Raw genomic sequence first — 15,627 nt, forward strand, 5'->3', positions numbered from 1 at the left:
TCAAAAGGAGCGGCAAGCCTTAAGCTTTGACCGCTCCCTGATGCACCCTCTCCCAAAGGTATGAAATTCGTCTTATTCCGCGGGACCGCCCAATGCAACGCCGGAATTCAGCTTCTGCGCAATCAGGAAATCATTCGATTGCATGAAGGGAATGGGATTGACCGCTTCGCCGGCGATCCGCACTTCATAATGCAGGTGGCTACCGGTGGAACGGCCGGTCGAGCCCATGAAACCGATCAGGTCGCCGCTCTTGACGCGGGCATTGGCTTCTACGTTGAGCCGCGACATATGACCGTAGCGGGTCTGGATGCCGTTACCATGGTTGATTTCTATATATTTGCCATAGCCGCCCAGCCATTGTGCGCGACCGACAATGCCATCAGCTGTGGCGTAAATCGGTGTGCCGATCGGGCCGGCCATATCGAGACCCTTGTGGTTGGCGCGGCGGCCCTTGAAAGGGTCAGAGCGGAAACCGTAGGAACTGGTCAATGTGAAGTCTTTTACCGGCTTGCGGGAAGGAATGGTCAATTTGACCTCTTCTTTCTTCCCTTGCCCACTCCACTTGTCGAAAATCAGTTTGAAAGCGGGGTCAGATTCACCAAGCGCGCTCTCCGCTGCCTGGCTTTTGAGAACATCTACCGGGATACTGGCGTCTGCCGCTTCTTCAGCGGATGCAGCGGTGGAAAAAATCATTGCCGATCCGAGAAGGGCAACCGCTGTGATCTTGCTCACAGATTTCTTAAACAAAACTACTATGTTTTCGGTCATAAAATGAACGAACCTTTATTTGCGACCCATGAAATCCATGGCTTGAAATTTTTGGCGGAACCTTCGCCCCCGTTGTGCGTTTACGGGTGTAAATTCATATGGGTTAATTATTCAATGCCAGAATAATATTCTCGGGTCAGACCGGCTGTCTGGCGCGCTGAGTCGTTAAATGGAGGCTTCAAGCCGCCTTTGAAGTGGGTTTTTACGAGATTTTTCCAATGCGTATGCGGGGGCTGATTGGCTTTTCTGCAGACATATTCGAACCACTTCGTGCCAAATGACACATGGACGATTTCATCATTATAGATTCGGTGCAGCACTTTTGCCGTCAGATTATCCCCCTGCTGCCTGAACCGCTCGACGGTTTCCAGCGTCACATCCAGTCCCCTTGCCTCGAGCACCATCGGGACGATCGCCAGCCGGGCCGAAACATCATGAGCGGTATTTTTGGCACTGTCCCAGAGCCCGTCATGCGCCGGAAGCGCACCGTAAAAGCTGCCATGGTCCCGCAATCTGCGGTCCAGCAGAGCGAAATGCATTGCTTCTTCGGTGCCGACCCGCATCCAGTCGTCGGTAAATTCGCGCGGAAATTGCCCGCCGAACCGCCCGATCATGTCGAAAGCGAGATCAATCGCGACAAATTCGATATGGGCCAGCGCGTGGATCAGGGCGATTCTGCGGGCCACTGAAGTTCCCTTGCCCCGCCGCGGCATGTCGCGCGGGCGCATCAGGACCGGATGTTCGGGACGCGCCGGCATGTCCGGCATCGCTTCACCAAATCCGTATGCGAGCCACCCCAGCCGCCATTCCCTGGCCGCATGGCGCGCAGCCATTACCTTGGCGCGCGGATCGGCGGTTTGCAGCACGCGCACCACCGCTGTGCCGACATCTGGCTGTCCGGTCATTTTTCTGGCGCTCTAAGCTAAGCGGCCTGCACCGCAGCCAGAACCTCTTCTGCATGGCCCTTGACCTTCACCTTTGGCCAGGCCTGGAGCACGGTGCCGTCGGGACCGATCAAAAAAGTCGAACGGATGATCCCCATGAAGGTCTTGCCGTACATTTTCTTTTCCGCCCAGACGCCGATTTTTTCCAGAAATTCGGTACTTTCATCGGATGCAATGTCGACGGTCAGTTCCTGCTTGTTGATAAAATTCTGCTGCCGCTTCGGCGAATCCGCCGACATCCCCAGAACCGCTGCACCGGCTTTTTCAAATTCCGGGAGCAGCGCAGAAAAATCCTTCGATTCCGTCGTGCAGCCCGGTGTGCTGGCTTTCGGATAGAAAAACAGCACCAGTTTTTTGCCGGCATAGTCGGAAATCTTCACCGGACTGCCATCCGGTGCCACCAGTTCCATGTCCGGAATTTTATCGCCCACATCGATCATATGATATCTCCTAATATTTCATCGGGGTCCGGCCGCAAGAGCCTGTTCCATTCGTCGATAACGCATTGCCGCGCCTGATCATAGCCATCGAGCAGCGCGTCCCAGCTTTCCTGTCCCGCGGCCTTGGCAATCAGGCCCCGGCTGGTTTCCGGCGGAAAGTCGCAATCCGGCGACATTAGCCGCAAAGCCACCAGCAGGCGCGTCATCAGCTCATGCGCGGTGACCATGTCCTTGTCGAGATGGCCGGCCGATACCAGCGCGCGCACCGCTTCCCCAAGCTGGGGATGCAGTGCCTCGCCTGTTTTCAGCTGCAGGAAATGGACGATAAACTCCCAATCGACCAGCCCGCCTTCCATCATCTTGGTGTCGAGCGGCCCCTTGGGCGGCTTGTGCTCGACGATATCCAGTCGCATTTTCCGGACCGCCTTGCGCAACCCCTCTGGTTCGCGGTCCTTGCACAGGATATCGCAAATCTCCTGCTGCAGTTCCGTCCGTCCGGCCTTGTTCCCGTATACGGGTCGCGCCCGGGTCAACGCCATATGTTCCCAGGTCCAGGCATTTTCCCGCTGATATTTGTAGAAGCTCTCCAGCGTCACAGCCAGCGGCCCCTGCGTACCCGAGGGCCGCAATCTAGTGTCCACTTCGTAGAGCGGGCCAGCCGCCGTCGGCACGGACAGCGCCGTCACCAGCCGGGCGGCCAGACGATTATAATATTGCGTGGCACCCAACGACCTTTTGCCATCGGATTCGGCACTATGATCGCCGTCGAACAGGAAAATCAGATCGAGATCCGACGCATGGGTCAGCGCCTCTCCACCCAGCCGTCCCAGCGCCAGAATGAGCAACTCTCCACCCGGGATTTTGCCGTGTATCCCTTCAAATTCCGATATCGTGGCGTCGGTCAGCACCTGGATCGCCGCTTCTGCCACCCGCGCATAGCCCGCCGAAATGGCCAGCGCATCATGATGACCCTCGATCAGTTGTACACCGAGCGCGAAGCGCTTGTCGCCGACCCGGGCCCGCACCCGGTCGAGCAGCATCTGATAATCATCGCCCGGCTCCATCCGGGCAAATTGCTCGACCAGTTCGTCCACCGAGGGCGGCAGGTCCAGCGCCGTCGCATCGATCAGGCCATCGAACAACTCGGCCCGCTGCGCAAGCGCATCGGCCAGTACCGGCGCATGGCTGAGAATCTTGCCGAGCAGATCAAGCAGCGCGGGCCGCGCTTCCAATATCCGGAAGAAATTGATTGCCGTCGGCAATTTCTCGATCAGGCTGTCAAGCCGCGCCAGCGCCTTGGTCGAATTGGGTGCGGTTGCGATTGCATCCACCAGATCGGGCAATATGGCCTCGAAGGATTCTTGCGCGGCCGAAGAGCGCAAAGCAGTCACCTTGCCGCTCCGCCAGCGCCTGATCGCCTGCAGAAAACTGTCCCCCTCGATCAGATTCTTTTCCGCGATCGCCGCAGCCAGCTTGTCATCATCCTGGGGCAGGCGCCGGTCATCTTCCGGTTCGATCAGATCATCGTAAATCGTGCCGACCGCGTCCACATGCGGTGCGAGAAGATCGAGCAACTGCTGGCCGGAATCGAGACCGTGCAGCCGCGCCACCCGGTCAAGATCCTCCGCTGTCTCCGGCAGGCTATGGGTCTGCTGGTCATTGACCATCTGCAGCCGGTGCTCAATGACCCGATAGAGCGCATAGGATTCGCTCAGTACCCGCGCCTTTTCGCCGTCGATCCGCTCCGCCTTGACCAGTGCCGCCAGGGCATCGCGTGTGGCTGGCGCGCGCAAGTCCGGCTGACGCCCGCCAAAGATCAACTGGTGCATCTGGGCGTAGAATTCGGTCTCGCGAATGCCACCGCGTCCCCGCTTCAGGTCAAAACCCGGCCCGAATTTCTGACCGGCGGCATAATGGTCGCGGATTTGCGCCGTAACCGACCCGATATTCTTGATCGCGCCATAATCCAGCGACCGCCGCCAGATGAACGGATTGATCGTCTCGAGAAAATAGCGCCCCAGTCCGGGATCGCCCGCCGCCGCGCGCGACCGGATATAGGCCGCCTGCTCCCACGCCAGCGCGCTCGATTCATAATAGCTGATCGCGGCTTCGACGGGCAACGCCACCGGGCTCACTTCCGGCGATGGCCGCAAGCGCATGTCGACCCGGAAGACATAGCCGTCGGCATCGCGACTGTTGAGCGCTTCAACCAGTTGCTGGCCGATCCGCCGCGCCGCATCGCTGGGCTCTTCCCGGCCCCGCACCGGGATCTTGTCGGGATCGTAAAGAAAGATCGGGTCAATATCGGACGAATAGTTGAGCTCGCGGCTGCCGTGCTTGCCTAGCCCGATGACCGAGAAGCCTTCGAGAGGCGCATCCGGATAGCGGGTCGCGTAAATATCGGCGAGCGCCTCGTCGAGCGCCCGGTCTGCGAAATCCGACAGTCTCGTGATCACGTCGGTCAGTGACAATTGCCCGGCAAGGTCACCAATGGCGAGCGTGAGCGCCAGGGCCCGCTTTTCCCAGCGCAGCTTCTGCCGGACATTGACGGCCCCCTGTCCCGCATTGTGAACATATTCCAGTGCCGCCTCGAGATTATCCTCGGCCAGCAGATCCCTCAGCTCGGGCAGCACCTGCATCGCCATGCCGAGATAGGGCGCATGGTCGCGCGCGCGATCCAGCGCATCCTGCAGGGTCGTTTTTGCAGGCAGTCCGTTGATCATGACTTTAAATAGGCGCTGCGGAAATTTTTGGCAAAATCGGCAAATGTGCCGGCGGCAATCGCCTCGCGCATACCGGCCATCAGCGATTGATAATAAGCGATATTATGCTCGGTCATCAGCATTGCGCCCAAAATCTCTTTCGCCCGGATCAGATGGTGCAGATAGGCGCGGCTGTGGTTCTGGCAGACAGAACAGGCACAATTTTCGTCCAGCGGCGCCAAGTCCTCGGCAAATTTGGCGTTGCGGATATTAATCGGTCCCTGCGCGGTAAACGCCTGCCCGTTGCGACCCGACCGGCTCGGCAGCACGCAGTCGAACATGTCGACGCCGCGTTCGACCGCCCCGACCAGATCATCCGGCTTGCCGACTCCCATCAGATAGCGCGGCTTGTCGGCGGGCAATTGTCCCGGCGCATAGTCGAGCACATCAAACATCGCCTCCTGCCCTTCGCCCACGGCCAGGCCGCCAATCGCATAGCCGTCAAAACCGATGTCGATCAGCGCCTCGGCCGAGGCCGCCCGCATGTCCTTGTCGAGCGAGCCCTGCTGGATCCCGAACAGGGCCGCCCTGGCCGCATGCTCTTCGCCGCTGTCAAAGCCGTCGCGCGATCGCTTTGCCCAGCGCATCGAACGCTCCATCGAGGCCAGCGCCTCCTCGCGCGTCGCCCCATTTTTGGTGCATTCGTCGAAAGCCATGACGATATCGCTGCCCAGCAGCCGCTGGATTTCCATCGACCGTTCGGGCGTCAGCATATGGCGCGAACCATCGAGATGGCTCTGGAATTCCACCCCGTCCTCGCTCAATTTGGTCAGTTCAGACAGGCTCATCACCTGATAGCCGCCGCTGTCGGTCAGGATCGGCCGATCCCAGTTCATGAACTTGTGCAAGCCGCCCAATCGCGCCACCCGCTCCGCGCCGGGACGCAGCATCAGATGATAGGTGTTGCCGAGAATGATATCGGCACCGGTCGCGCGGACGGTTTCCGGCTTCAGCGCCTTGACCGTTGCGGCCGTGCCAACCGGCATGAAGGCCGGCGTGCGAATATCACCGCGCAACATGCTGATTGTGCCGGTCCGCGCCTTGCCGTCGGTAGCGGCAATGGAAAAGGAAAAGCGCTCAGCCATGGGACTGCCCGCTTTTCACGTTGAGACCGGATGCGACGGTCATGATTTTGTGTTTGCCTGCTGTTGGTGTAACCAATGGTCCGTCCTGTTCGAATATTTCGACATCTGTGCAGGATGGAGGCAGATTCTCAAAGACCTAATCGGGAGTAATTTATGACAAATGCAGCAAAACTTGGTTCCGCAGCAACCGCATTGATTGCGGCCGCTGCTCTTTCCGCCTGCTCCGGCGGCAATAGTGAGGCAGCCAGCGAAGGCGCGGAGGCAACAAGCAGCGAAGTGACCGAAGTCGCCGCAGCGGATCAGGAAAAATGCTATGGCATCGCCCTGGCCGGTCAGAATGATTGCAAGGCCGGTGAAGGGACAACCTGTGCCGGCACCTCGGTCCTCGATTACCAGGGCAATGCCTGGAAAAACACCGATGTCGGCGAATGCGAAGCGATGGGCGGCTCGCTCACCGAAGTCGCCGACAATGACCCACCGGTCGCACCAGCCGCGGCACCGGCTGAAGGCTGAGACTGTCCAACAACAGACAAGAAGGGGCGGCCCGCAAGGACCGCCCTTTTTCATCTTTGCAAATCCGGCAGCTATTTAATCAAGCGACGGCGATAGCTGCTCGCCGCTCGGCGAATATGTCCATTGGCGATGGCGCCGGCCCATTCCACCTCCCGCATCTCGAACGCTGCGATAAAGTCACGATGATCGCGCTGGCTCTGCCGCGCATCTTCCAGCAGATAATGCTCCGCAGTCTGGTGAATGATAACCTGGCTGACGACTAGCTTCAGCATCTGATCAAGATGGTCGGAACAGGCCGCCTTGACCATAGTATTATGGAACCGTCTATTCCCTTCGACAAAGCCGGAAACGTCAAAACCGGCAGAATTCTCGATGCTGTTTTCGATAAAATCAAGATGCGTTTTCAGTTCATCCAGCTGCTCGGCCGTGATGAATCGTGCCGTGCGCTTGGCGCAATACATTTCCAGTATCGCGCGAAGTTCAAACAGGTCATCGATACCGCTGCTGGACCAATGGGGAACGAGAACGCGGTTCGTCTCCGTCCGTTGCAGCAAGATTTCCGATACCAGTCTGGTAATAGCCTCCCTGACAGGCGTTCGTGACACACCGCAATAGTCGGCAAATTCGTTTTCTGTAACGAACTCACCCGCTTTGAAATCCCCGTTCAAAATTCCGGCCCGAATAGTTGAATAGGCTTTTTGAGAGGAGTTTGACATATAAAGTCCAGCTGGTGGGCAAGTAACGCAAGCATTACCCAAAATTGGCTAAATATCTACCGCGATGCTTGAAAGGAACTATCTCTTAAGTGCATTTCACAGGCGACTTTGATCCAAGCCAGTAGCCTCATATTCTTAGAATATGCATTGCTCAACTCTTCCTCGCACCGTCCGACGAAAATGAGGCTTGACCCAAAGTGCCCTGCAAACGGCAGCCTGCGGTCGAAAACGCAGACTGCCGATCCAGTCCCTAGAAATCGAAGCCGAATTCAACACCGATCTGCCTGAGCGAACCTGGCGTTGAGAAGGATCCCCCGAATTCCGGCGCAGGAATAACCTCTTCGAGATAGTGTTTCTTGAACAGGTTGTTAGCAAATGCCGTCAGCCGCCAGCGGTCAGACTTGATCCCGGCACGAAGATTTACAATCCCATAGGCGTCCCGTTGTGTTTTGGAATAGTCGGCTATCCCGGCACCGGGGATGATCAAATCAAATACGGTCCGCACCTGCTGATCCTGGACGACATGGAACCATGTCGGACCCGTCAGGCGATAATCTGCCTTGAAGGTAAAATCCAGACTATCATTGATCGGTTGCTCGATCAGGAAGCCGGCATTCAGGGTATAGTCCGCGGAATAGGGAGCCTTGTTTCCGACGGTGTTCGTCCGTGCGGAATTGCGCTTGATCTCGCTGTCCAGAATATTGCCGCCAATGTTGATGGTGAAACCTGGCGTCACTTTGTAATTAATGCCCAGCTCGGCACCGTATAGTTCCACTTTGTCTATATTCGAAACCACGCGCAGCAACCCGAATGTTCCGGTAAAAAATTCGAAAAACTGCATGCCATTTACGATATTGCGGTAGACAGCACCGGAGACCTGCAAATCTCCGTCAAGCGCGTTGAGCTTGAAACCAAGCTCCATCGCCTCGGATTTTTCCTTCTGATATTCGTCGTTCACGCCGATATCGCTACCCAGCGCGAGCACCGGGTCATTGAAGAAGGTTTCTATCACGGCTTCGCTGCCCTGGCTGTTGAAACCACCGGCTTTGAAACCGACGCCATAATCTGCATAGACGCTGAAGTCGGGTGTCACGGCATAGCGTAGCGTCACTTTTGGCTGTAATTGCTGATATACACGCGACTTGGAAACCAATGTACCACTGCCAAAATCATAGCCCGGATTGATCGAGCGAGTCGGATCGATCGGATCAGGCAGATTGGGTACAAGCGGATTCACTCTCCGTTCCTCCCGATCAAAACGCAACGCGCCCGCCACTGTGAATTCTGGCGTCACTTCATATTCAAGCGAACCGAAGCCTGCAAACACGTTGGTCAGCAGCTGGTCATCAAATAATTGCGAGGTCGGGTTTGCTGAACCGGGAAGGTTCAACAGCGTATCCAGCACAACCCCGCCGGTGTCCTCGTTCACCGCGACGCCGTAGTGACGGTCAATGTGCAGATAATATGCGCCTAAAGACCATTGCAAAGGCGAACTGCCGGTCGAAACCAACCGCAGTTCCGCACTGATATCGCGCTGATCCCGCACGGTGACCTGTATCCCGTCACATGTCGTGGGAGAGAAGGCACCCAAAATCGAGTCGCCCGGGGTTGGTGCGAGAATCAGGGGTGATTGCAGGGTCGCCCCGCTGGCAAACAAATTTGCGACAGAGTTGATACAGGACGCTTGCCCGTTGAATCTGCCAAGGCCAGCAGCCGTCGCATCACCCGTCAATGTCTCGTCAATATCGGAAAATGACGCCCAGCCGGTCAGTTTTGCAGAATCGAACTCATAGTCGAATTTCAACGAAGCTTCGATCGTGCGCTGGTTATTAATATTGGGAACGTTGCGCAGGAACGTAAAGCGATGGTCGTTAACATCCTTGAAAAAATCGGGATTGCCGAACGCCGCCGCGAAGGTCGGCAAAGCGAAGACAGGCTCGAATTTAAGCGAAGCCGACTTCAGTTTCCCATATCGTGCTTTGGCGTCGATTTGCAGATCATCAGAGGCCTGGGCGAAAATGCGGCCGCCGATACTCCATTCTCGCAAGTTATCGACCGTCTTGCCCTGTGTACGGGGGTCGAAACCTGTATTTTCATAAAAACCGTCCGTATGCCGATATCTACCGTATACCACAGCGCCGATATCATCGGTAAGGGGTCCGGAAATAGAGGCTTCGCCGAGTTGGCTGTCCTGTGTGGCCACAGAGACCTTGCCCGAGACCGCCAGATAATCTGACGGCTTTTTGGTCGTCAGGACAATAGCGCCTGCCGTAGCTCCGCGTCCATAATAGGCACCTTGTGGCCCCTTGAGAACTTCGAACTGCTCCATCACGCCTTGATATTGCGTGACGGCGGCAGTGTTTGTTTTCAGAATACCGTCGACAACCAGTGCGACATTATTTTCAGCGTCACGCGCACCGTTGACTCCGCGGATGTTGATCTGCGCATCGCCGGCCTGTGCGGCATTTGACACGATCGTTACCCCGGGTGTGAAGGCGATAGCCTGCTCCATCGTAGCGATGCCGGAATCTGCGAGATTTTCTGCGGTCAGGACGGATACAGATGCCGGCACGTCGTTCAAACTTTCGCTTTGGCGCCTCGCGGTCACGGTGATGATTCCATCGTCAGACAACCGCTCCTCCGATGCCGCCGATTCCGTCACTTGCTGAGCCTGGAGCGGCGTGATCCCCAGAAAAGGAATCGCAGCGACTCCGGCCAAAAATAGCGAATGCTTCAAACGCATGAATATACCCCCTTCAAAATTTTGTCCCCGTCTGTTCGAATCGAACCATGCAAAACTGCACCAAAGAGAATTTTTTGTATACATAAATTTTCAATGCCGCCAAATCGACGCCATGGATCGCCCTTACCCCCATCGCGAGAACGCGAGTTAATCACATTTTATGGGCAGGATACGCGCCTGAGAGAAAAAGAACATCCGATCTGGACAATTTTATTGTACACAATATACTGGCTGAGCAGAAGATCCTGAAGGGGGATGCGAATATGACCTATCAAGACAATGGCGAACAATTACGCCACCCGATGCTCATCCAGAACACGGCAGATGAATTATCAAGACAGGAATTTGTCAAAAGTCTCAAATTACATCTTGCAACCAGCATATCGCCAGGCGTCAAAGACGCTCTTGACGGCCAGGCCAGCAAAAAATTTGCCAAGAAGAACGGCTCCCCGCCATCGACGATGAAAGAGGTCCGTCACGCGATTTCCGACCATCCCTATTTCCGCTTCTGGAGCGCAATGTTGCGTAACAGCCAGGAAATGATGTGGCGGTCGGTTCAGATACCGGCGGAACGCCAAGTGTCGGACATCAACAAACAGGCCTCGGCACCTCCGGCAGCTGGCGGATCACTGACCTTGGACCCCGAGCTGGAAATTCCTGCCTATCATCGATCCGTCGACATTCACTGCATGCCCGGCGGCTATCACACAGAATTTACGGAGAATGACGCCACCAACGGAGCTTTGTACGACAGGGCAGTATATATATACGCCATGGGCCGGATGGGCGGAATGAATTCCGACATTGGTGACACAACGATTGCCTTTCTCAAAGAACGCTTTCCCGACTTCAAACCCGAACGGATATTGGACCTTGGCTGTACGGTCGGTCACTCGACTCTGCCATATTGCGACGCATGGGAAGATGCGGCAGTGCATGCCATTGATGTCGGCGCACCCGTTTTACGCTACGCTCATGCCCGGGCCGAATCCTTAGGCAAGGCCGTCCATTTCAGTCAGCAAAATGCCGAATCCACGAGTTTCCCCAGCGGTCATTTCGACCTCATTGTGAGCCATATTCTTGTTCATGAAACAAGCAACAAGGCCATTCGCAACATCATGCGCGAAGCCCATCGTCTGTTGCGGCCAGGGGGAATAATCATCCATGCGGAGACGCCTCCCTTTCGAGACCTGCCGGCCTACGACGCTTTCATGCTGGATTGGGACACGCGGAACAATAACGAACCTTATTGGCACGCCAGTCATGAAATTGAAGCTAGGGCGATCGCCGCTGAAACCGGATTTGATCCGGAACTTGCGTTCGAAGCCTATCAGCCGAGCGCGTTCGATACCGCCGAAGCCAAACGCCTGAACATATTCCAGGGCGGTGATTTCGGCGGCGGCGGCGCTTGGTGGCTCTGGGGTGTCCAAAAGCCCGCAGATCAGACAGGAGGAATGCTCTGATGAACAATCCCGTCCAACTGCAGCGTAAAGCCCGTGGAGAACGTCCGAAATATTTCGAAGACCCGGCCATCGACAAAGTGCTTTCGATCACCCTGGCGCTGGCTGGCGAAGTCGCTGTGCTGCGGGACCATATCGATAGTATGGAACGGCTGCTGGAAACCGATGGCACAATCGACCGGGAGGCGCTTCATGCATTCTCCCCGGACCGACAGACCCGGGAAGAGCGCGATGCTTGGCGCGATGAATTTCTGTCCACAATCTTGCGATGCGTGCACGAAGAACGCGAGGCACTTGCAGAGGAAGCGTCCTCCGGCTCTGCCAAAAGCATTTCCACTTATGATGATGCGGTCGACCTGGTCGAGACCGCCTGATTGAACAGGACTTGCCAGAGCGTATCACAGGTACGGGATATTTTTGATAACGGGGTACAGATATGAAATATGGCGTTTTCCTTCCCAGCGCACGGAATGGCTTCACGATCTCGGAAGCTGCTCCGCTTTATGATCCAACCTTCGAGCATAATCTGGAAACGACTTTAGAAGCTGAAAAGCAGGGTTTTGATTTCGCACTGTCCATGATGAAGTGGAAAGGCTTTGGCGGTAGCACCGGATATTGGGACAGTTGTCTGGAAACTTTCACGCTCGTCGCAGCCATGGCCGCGCGTACGTCAAAAATCCAGCTCATACCCAGCACGACACTGTTGACCACACATCCAGCGGTTTGCGCCCGCCTGATTGCGACGATCAATGACATCGCCCCGGGCCGATGCGGTTTGAATATCGTGACCGGATGGAATCATATTGAATATGAATCCATGGGCATCTGGCCTGGCCCGGATTATTACGAACGACGCTACGAATATGCCTCCGAATATATCGAGATCGTGAAACGCCTGTGGACGGAAAGCGATGTATCGCACGAAGGCGAATTTTTTAAACTCAATGCCGCGAACGTAAATCCGAAACCCAGCCAGATGCCGACAATTGTCAGCGCTGGCCAGTCTCCAAAGGGCCTGGATTTTACTGTAAGCAACGCTGACTACAGCTTTGTGATGACGGGATTGGACAATCTCATCGACTATAGCGCAAATATGCGGGAACGGTCGTCGGCTATTGGCCGGGATGTTGGCACACTCGCTCTCTATGCTGTAATAACCGGGCGCACCGATGCAGAAGCGCAACGGCTGGCGGAACAAGTTGTCGCCAAGGCTGACAAAACCGCGATAGGGAATATTATAGGCAGCGCCGCTCTCGATACCAACAAGGGTGGATCGAGCGAGCATCTTCGGGCGGCCCTCTCCTTGCCTGTTGAACAGGGCAATATGGCCTTTATGAGCTTTCCGCTTCTGCACGGGACCCATGAAACCATCGCGAGCAAAATAAATGACATTGTTGCGCAAACCGGAGTGCCGGGAATCATGTTGAGTTGGCTCGACTTCGTCCCCGGCATTCGAGAGTTTGGCGAAAAAATCGCGCCCAAAGTCAAATATTAGCCAGCGCGGTGCGCCATCAGACTGGCGCGCCGAGAGGCGGAGCGGCCGGTAAAGACCGGGATTGTCGAGCTATCTGGAGCCGGCAGGGTGGAGGAGAAGCCGTCGGCCATCTCCTCCGATTTTTCACGTTTATTGCAAGCCCTCAGAACATCAGCTCGGCAGACCAGTTACGGATTTCATTTCCATGAAATCCCTCAGGCCATAGACGCCGCCTTCGCGGCCGTTGCCGGACTGTTTGTAGCCGCCAAAAGGCAGGCCGGGAGCCGGTCCCCAGTTATTGACGATGACCATGCCCGCTTTCAGTTGCGGGGCGACATCAGCGGCCGCGGCCGGATCACCGGAGATGACTGCGGACAGGCCATATTCCGTATCATTGGCAATCTCGATCGCTTCGTCGAGATCATCATAGCTCATCAGCGTCACCACGGGGCCGAAAACCTCTTCCCTGGCAATCCGCATGTCCGGTGTCACGCCGCTGAACAGCGTCGGCTTGACATAATAGCCACGATTGACATTGGAGGGCAGATCGGTGCCGCCCGTTTCCAGCGTGGCACCCTCGTCGATTGCAGACTGGATCAGATCCTGGATCTTGCTGTGCTGGGCCTTGTTCACCACCGGCCCCATATGCCCGCCCTCGACCGTTGGATCGCCAACCTCCTGACTCTCCACAATATTCTTGACCACCGCAATGGCGTCGTTCGTCTGGTCCTTGTGCACCAGGACGCGGGTCGGCGCGATGCAGCTTTGTCCGCTATTGACCATTACCCCTGCGATGGTCGGTGGCAGAACTTCCTCCAGCTTGGCACCGGGCAGGACCAGATTGGGCGATTTGCCGCCCAGTTCCTGATGGACGCGCTTGACCGTGTCGGCAGCGGCTTTCGCCACCAGGATGCCGGCACGGGTCGAGCCGGTGAAGCTGACCATATCGACATCGGGATGCGAGGAGATCGCCGCGCCCACGGTCGGGCCGTCCCCCTGCACCAGATTGAATACGCCGGCAGGCACGCCAGCAGCATCCATCACCTCGGCCAGAATGGCGGCGCTGCCCGGGCATTCTTCGGACGGCTTGAGCACCATTGTATTGCCACCTGCGAGAGCCGGAGCCACTTTCAGGGTGATCTGGTTCAACGGCCAGTTCCACGGCGTGATCATGCCGACCACGCCAATCGGTTCATAGACAATGCTGTTGGCGCCGACTTTTTCCGAGAACTCGAAATTTTTCAAAGCTTCCAGCGTGCCCATGAATCCGCCAAGGCCGGCGGGCGCCTGCGCGGCATTGCCGAGACTGACCGGCGCGCCCATTTCGACCGCCAGAGAGGCAGCAATATCCGGCATGCGCTTCTTATATTCCGCGATGATCCGCTCGAGTAGCGCGAGCCGCTCCTCGCGCGAGGTCTGGCTGAACGTCTTGAACGCGGCTTTCGCTGCGGCAACGGCGGCATCAACATCGGCCTTGGTACCAAGAACAATCCTGGTGCCTGGCTCTTCGGTGGCCGGATTGATGACCTGGTGCGGCGTGCCTCCGATAGAATCGACCCATTGGCCGTTGATGTAATTCTGTTCGTAACTATCCATGATCATCTCTCCGTGGCGAAACTTTTACGCTGTGCGCGATCATGCCCTGATTCGCCGCGTTATGCCACTAGTAACAGGGCCAGGCCGGCCTATCGCTTCGGCAGCAACAGACTGGAATCGCCATAGCTGTAGAAGCGATAGCCTTCAGCCACGGCATGCGCGTAGACCTCTTGCATCGTCTCCAGCCCCATCAGCGCGCTGACCAGCATGAACAGGGTCGATTTCGGCAGATGGAAATTGGTCATCAGGCCGTCGATCGCGCGGAACCTGTAACCCGGCGTGATGAAAATGTCTGTATCGCCTTCGAAAGGACGGATGATCCCGTCCTCACCCGTCGCGCTTTCCAGCAGGCGCAGACTGGTGGTGCCGACCGCAATCACCCGGCCACCGGCCTCCCGCGCCGCATTGAGCCGGTCGGCTGTGGCGGCATCGATCCGCCCCCACTCGCTGTGCATCTGATGATCGTCGGTTTCGTCGACCTTGACCGGCAGAAATGTTCCGGCCCCGACATGCAGGGTCAAGGTTTCGCTACCCACGCCCGCAGCAGCCAGCCCGGCCAGCAATCCATCGGTAAAATGCAGCGCCGCCGTCGGGGCGGCAACCGCCCCCTTCTCTCTAGCAAACATGGTCTGGTAATCGTCGGCATCGCGCGCGTCGATCGCCCGCTTGCTGGCGATATAGGGCGGCAATGGCATGGTGCCAGCGCGCTCGAGCATCAGCTCGACCGGCTCGTTGCCAAGAAAATGCAGGATGAAGCTGCCGTCGTCCAGCTTGGCTTCCGCTTCCGCCGTGACATCGGATCCGAAATCCACGACCTCGCCGACACGCAGCCGCTTGGCGTTGCGGATGAAGGCCTGCCAGCGACGCAGATCGACCCGCTTGTGCAGCGTCGCACCGATTTTTGCTTCGCCGCGCCTGCCTTGCAGTTGCGCAGGGATTACCTTGGTATCGTTGAACACCAATATATCGTTCGGACCCAGCAGTTGCGGCAGATCGCTGACGATATGGTCGGAAATCCGGTCGCCCTCGACCTGCAGCATTCTTGCGCTGTCGCGCGGGACCGCCGGCCGCAGCGCGATAAGCTCCTGCGGCAGCGCAAAGTCGAACAGATCAACGCGCATGTGCT

Annotated in this window: 13 protein-coding genes; 4 read left to right on the forward strand and 9 right to left on the reverse strand. The window is 57.0% G+C overall.

Annotated features, from left to right (window positions below; all coding sequences use genetic code 11):
- Nucleotides 1-72: 72 nt before the first annotated feature.
- The 5 genes from SPHFLASMR4Y_RS09175 to tgt form a co-directional block, all read right to left on the reverse strand.
- Nucleotides 73-732: a M23 family metallopeptidase gene (locus SPHFLASMR4Y_RS09175; protein ID WP_260806925.1), complete on the reverse strand. Its 660-nt coding sequence runs from the start codon at nucleotides 730-732 to the stop codon at nucleotides 73-75.
- 143 nt (nucleotides 733-875) lie between these two features.
- Nucleotides 876-1,673, reverse strand: a complete 798-nt coding sequence (locus SPHFLASMR4Y_RS09180) for a ferritin-like domain-containing protein (protein WP_089133270.1) — start codon at nucleotides 1,671-1,673, stop codon at nucleotides 876-878.
- Nucleotides 1,674-1,690: 17 nt separating this feature from the next.
- Entirely contained in the window at nucleotides 1,691-2,152 is a 462-nt protein-coding gene (locus SPHFLASMR4Y_RS09185) for a peroxiredoxin (protein WP_089133271.1), read from the reverse strand.
- Nucleotides 2,149-4,875 (reverse strand): bifunctional [glutamine synthetase] adenylyltransferase/[glutamine synthetase]-adenylyl-L-tyrosine phosphorylase, encoded by a 2,727-nt coding sequence (locus SPHFLASMR4Y_RS09190; RefSeq protein WP_089133272.1) that lies wholly within the window; start codon nucleotides 4,873-4,875, stop codon nucleotides 2,149-2,151. The genes SPHFLASMR4Y_RS09185 and SPHFLASMR4Y_RS09190 overlap by 4 nt, the downstream gene beginning before the upstream one ends.
- Nucleotides 4,872-5,999: a tRNA guanosine(34) transglycosylase Tgt gene (gene tgt / locus SPHFLASMR4Y_RS09195; protein WP_089133273.1), complete on the reverse strand. Its 1,128-nt coding sequence runs from the start codon at nucleotides 5,997-5,999 to the stop codon at nucleotides 4,872-4,874. Before tgt ends, SPHFLASMR4Y_RS09190 begins: the two co-directional genes overlap by 4 nt.
- 153 nt (nucleotides 6,000-6,152) lie before the next feature.
- Between tgt and SPHFLASMR4Y_RS09200 the strand changes: the two genes are divergently transcribed.
- Complete coding sequence (locus SPHFLASMR4Y_RS09200) at nucleotides 6,153-6,512, forward strand: DUF2282 domain-containing protein (protein WP_089133274.1); 360 nt, start codon at nucleotides 6,153-6,155, stop codon at nucleotides 6,510-6,512.
- A gap of 71 nt (nucleotides 6,513-6,583) precedes the next feature.
- Here SPHFLASMR4Y_RS09200 and SPHFLASMR4Y_RS09205 read toward each other — a convergent pair whose 3' ends face one another.
- Nucleotides 6,584-7,228: a GntR family transcriptional regulator gene (locus SPHFLASMR4Y_RS09205; protein ID WP_089133275.1), complete on the reverse strand. Its 645-nt coding sequence runs from the start codon at nucleotides 7,226-7,228 to the stop codon at nucleotides 6,584-6,586.
- A 250-nt stretch (nucleotides 7,229-7,478) separates the two neighbouring features.
- Nucleotides 7,479-9,971, reverse strand: a complete 2,493-nt coding sequence (locus SPHFLASMR4Y_RS09210; protein ID WP_089134798.1) for a TonB-dependent receptor — start codon at nucleotides 9,969-9,971, stop codon at nucleotides 7,479-7,481.
- A gap of 263 nt (nucleotides 9,972-10,234) precedes the next feature.
- Between SPHFLASMR4Y_RS09210 and SPHFLASMR4Y_RS09215 the strand changes: the two genes are divergently transcribed.
- The 3 genes from SPHFLASMR4Y_RS09215 to SPHFLASMR4Y_RS09225 all read left to right on the forward strand — a co-directional run bounded on the left by SPHFLASMR4Y_RS09215 (nucleotide 10,235) and on the right by SPHFLASMR4Y_RS09225 (nucleotide 12,926).
- Complete coding sequence (locus tag SPHFLASMR4Y_RS09215) at nucleotides 10,235-11,434, forward strand: class I SAM-dependent methyltransferase (protein ID WP_089133276.1); 1,200 nt, start codon at nucleotides 10,235-10,237, stop codon at nucleotides 11,432-11,434.
- Complete coding sequence (locus SPHFLASMR4Y_RS09220; protein WP_089133277.1) at nucleotides 11,434-11,805, forward strand: hypothetical protein; 372 nt, start codon at nucleotides 11,434-11,436, stop codon at nucleotides 11,803-11,805. Before SPHFLASMR4Y_RS09215 ends, SPHFLASMR4Y_RS09220 begins: the two co-directional genes overlap by 1 nt.
- A 62-nt stretch (nucleotides 11,806-11,867) precedes the next feature.
- Nucleotides 11,868-12,926, forward strand: a complete 1,059-nt coding sequence (locus SPHFLASMR4Y_RS09225) for an LLM class flavin-dependent oxidoreductase (protein ID WP_089133278.1) — start codon at nucleotides 11,868-11,870, stop codon at nucleotides 12,924-12,926.
- Between the two features lie 150 nt (nucleotides 12,927-13,076).
- On the opposite strand, the gene SPHFLASMR4Y_RS09230 is transcribed toward SPHFLASMR4Y_RS09225, so the two are convergent.
- Both SPHFLASMR4Y_RS09230 and queA read right to left on the reverse strand, forming a co-directional pair.
- Nucleotides 13,077-14,501 carry an aldehyde dehydrogenase family protein gene (locus tag SPHFLASMR4Y_RS09230; RefSeq protein WP_089133279.1) on the reverse strand — a complete coding sequence of 475 codons (1,425 nt, stop codon included), beginning with the start codon at nucleotides 14,499-14,501 and terminating at the stop codon, nucleotides 13,077-13,079.
- 89 nt (nucleotides 14,502-14,590) lie between these two features.
- Complete coding sequence (gene queA / locus SPHFLASMR4Y_RS09235) at nucleotides 14,591-15,622, reverse strand: tRNA preQ1(34) S-adenosylmethionine ribosyltransferase-isomerase QueA (RefSeq protein WP_089133280.1); 1,032 nt, start codon at nucleotides 15,620-15,622, stop codon at nucleotides 14,591-14,593.
- Nucleotides 15,623-15,627 lie beyond the last annotated feature (5 nt).

Source organism: Sphingorhabdus sp. SMR4y (assembly GCF_002218195.1).
In the GTDB taxonomy this organism is placed as follows: Bacteria; Pseudomonadota; Alphaproteobacteria; order Sphingomonadales; family Sphingomonadaceae; genus Parasphingorhabdus.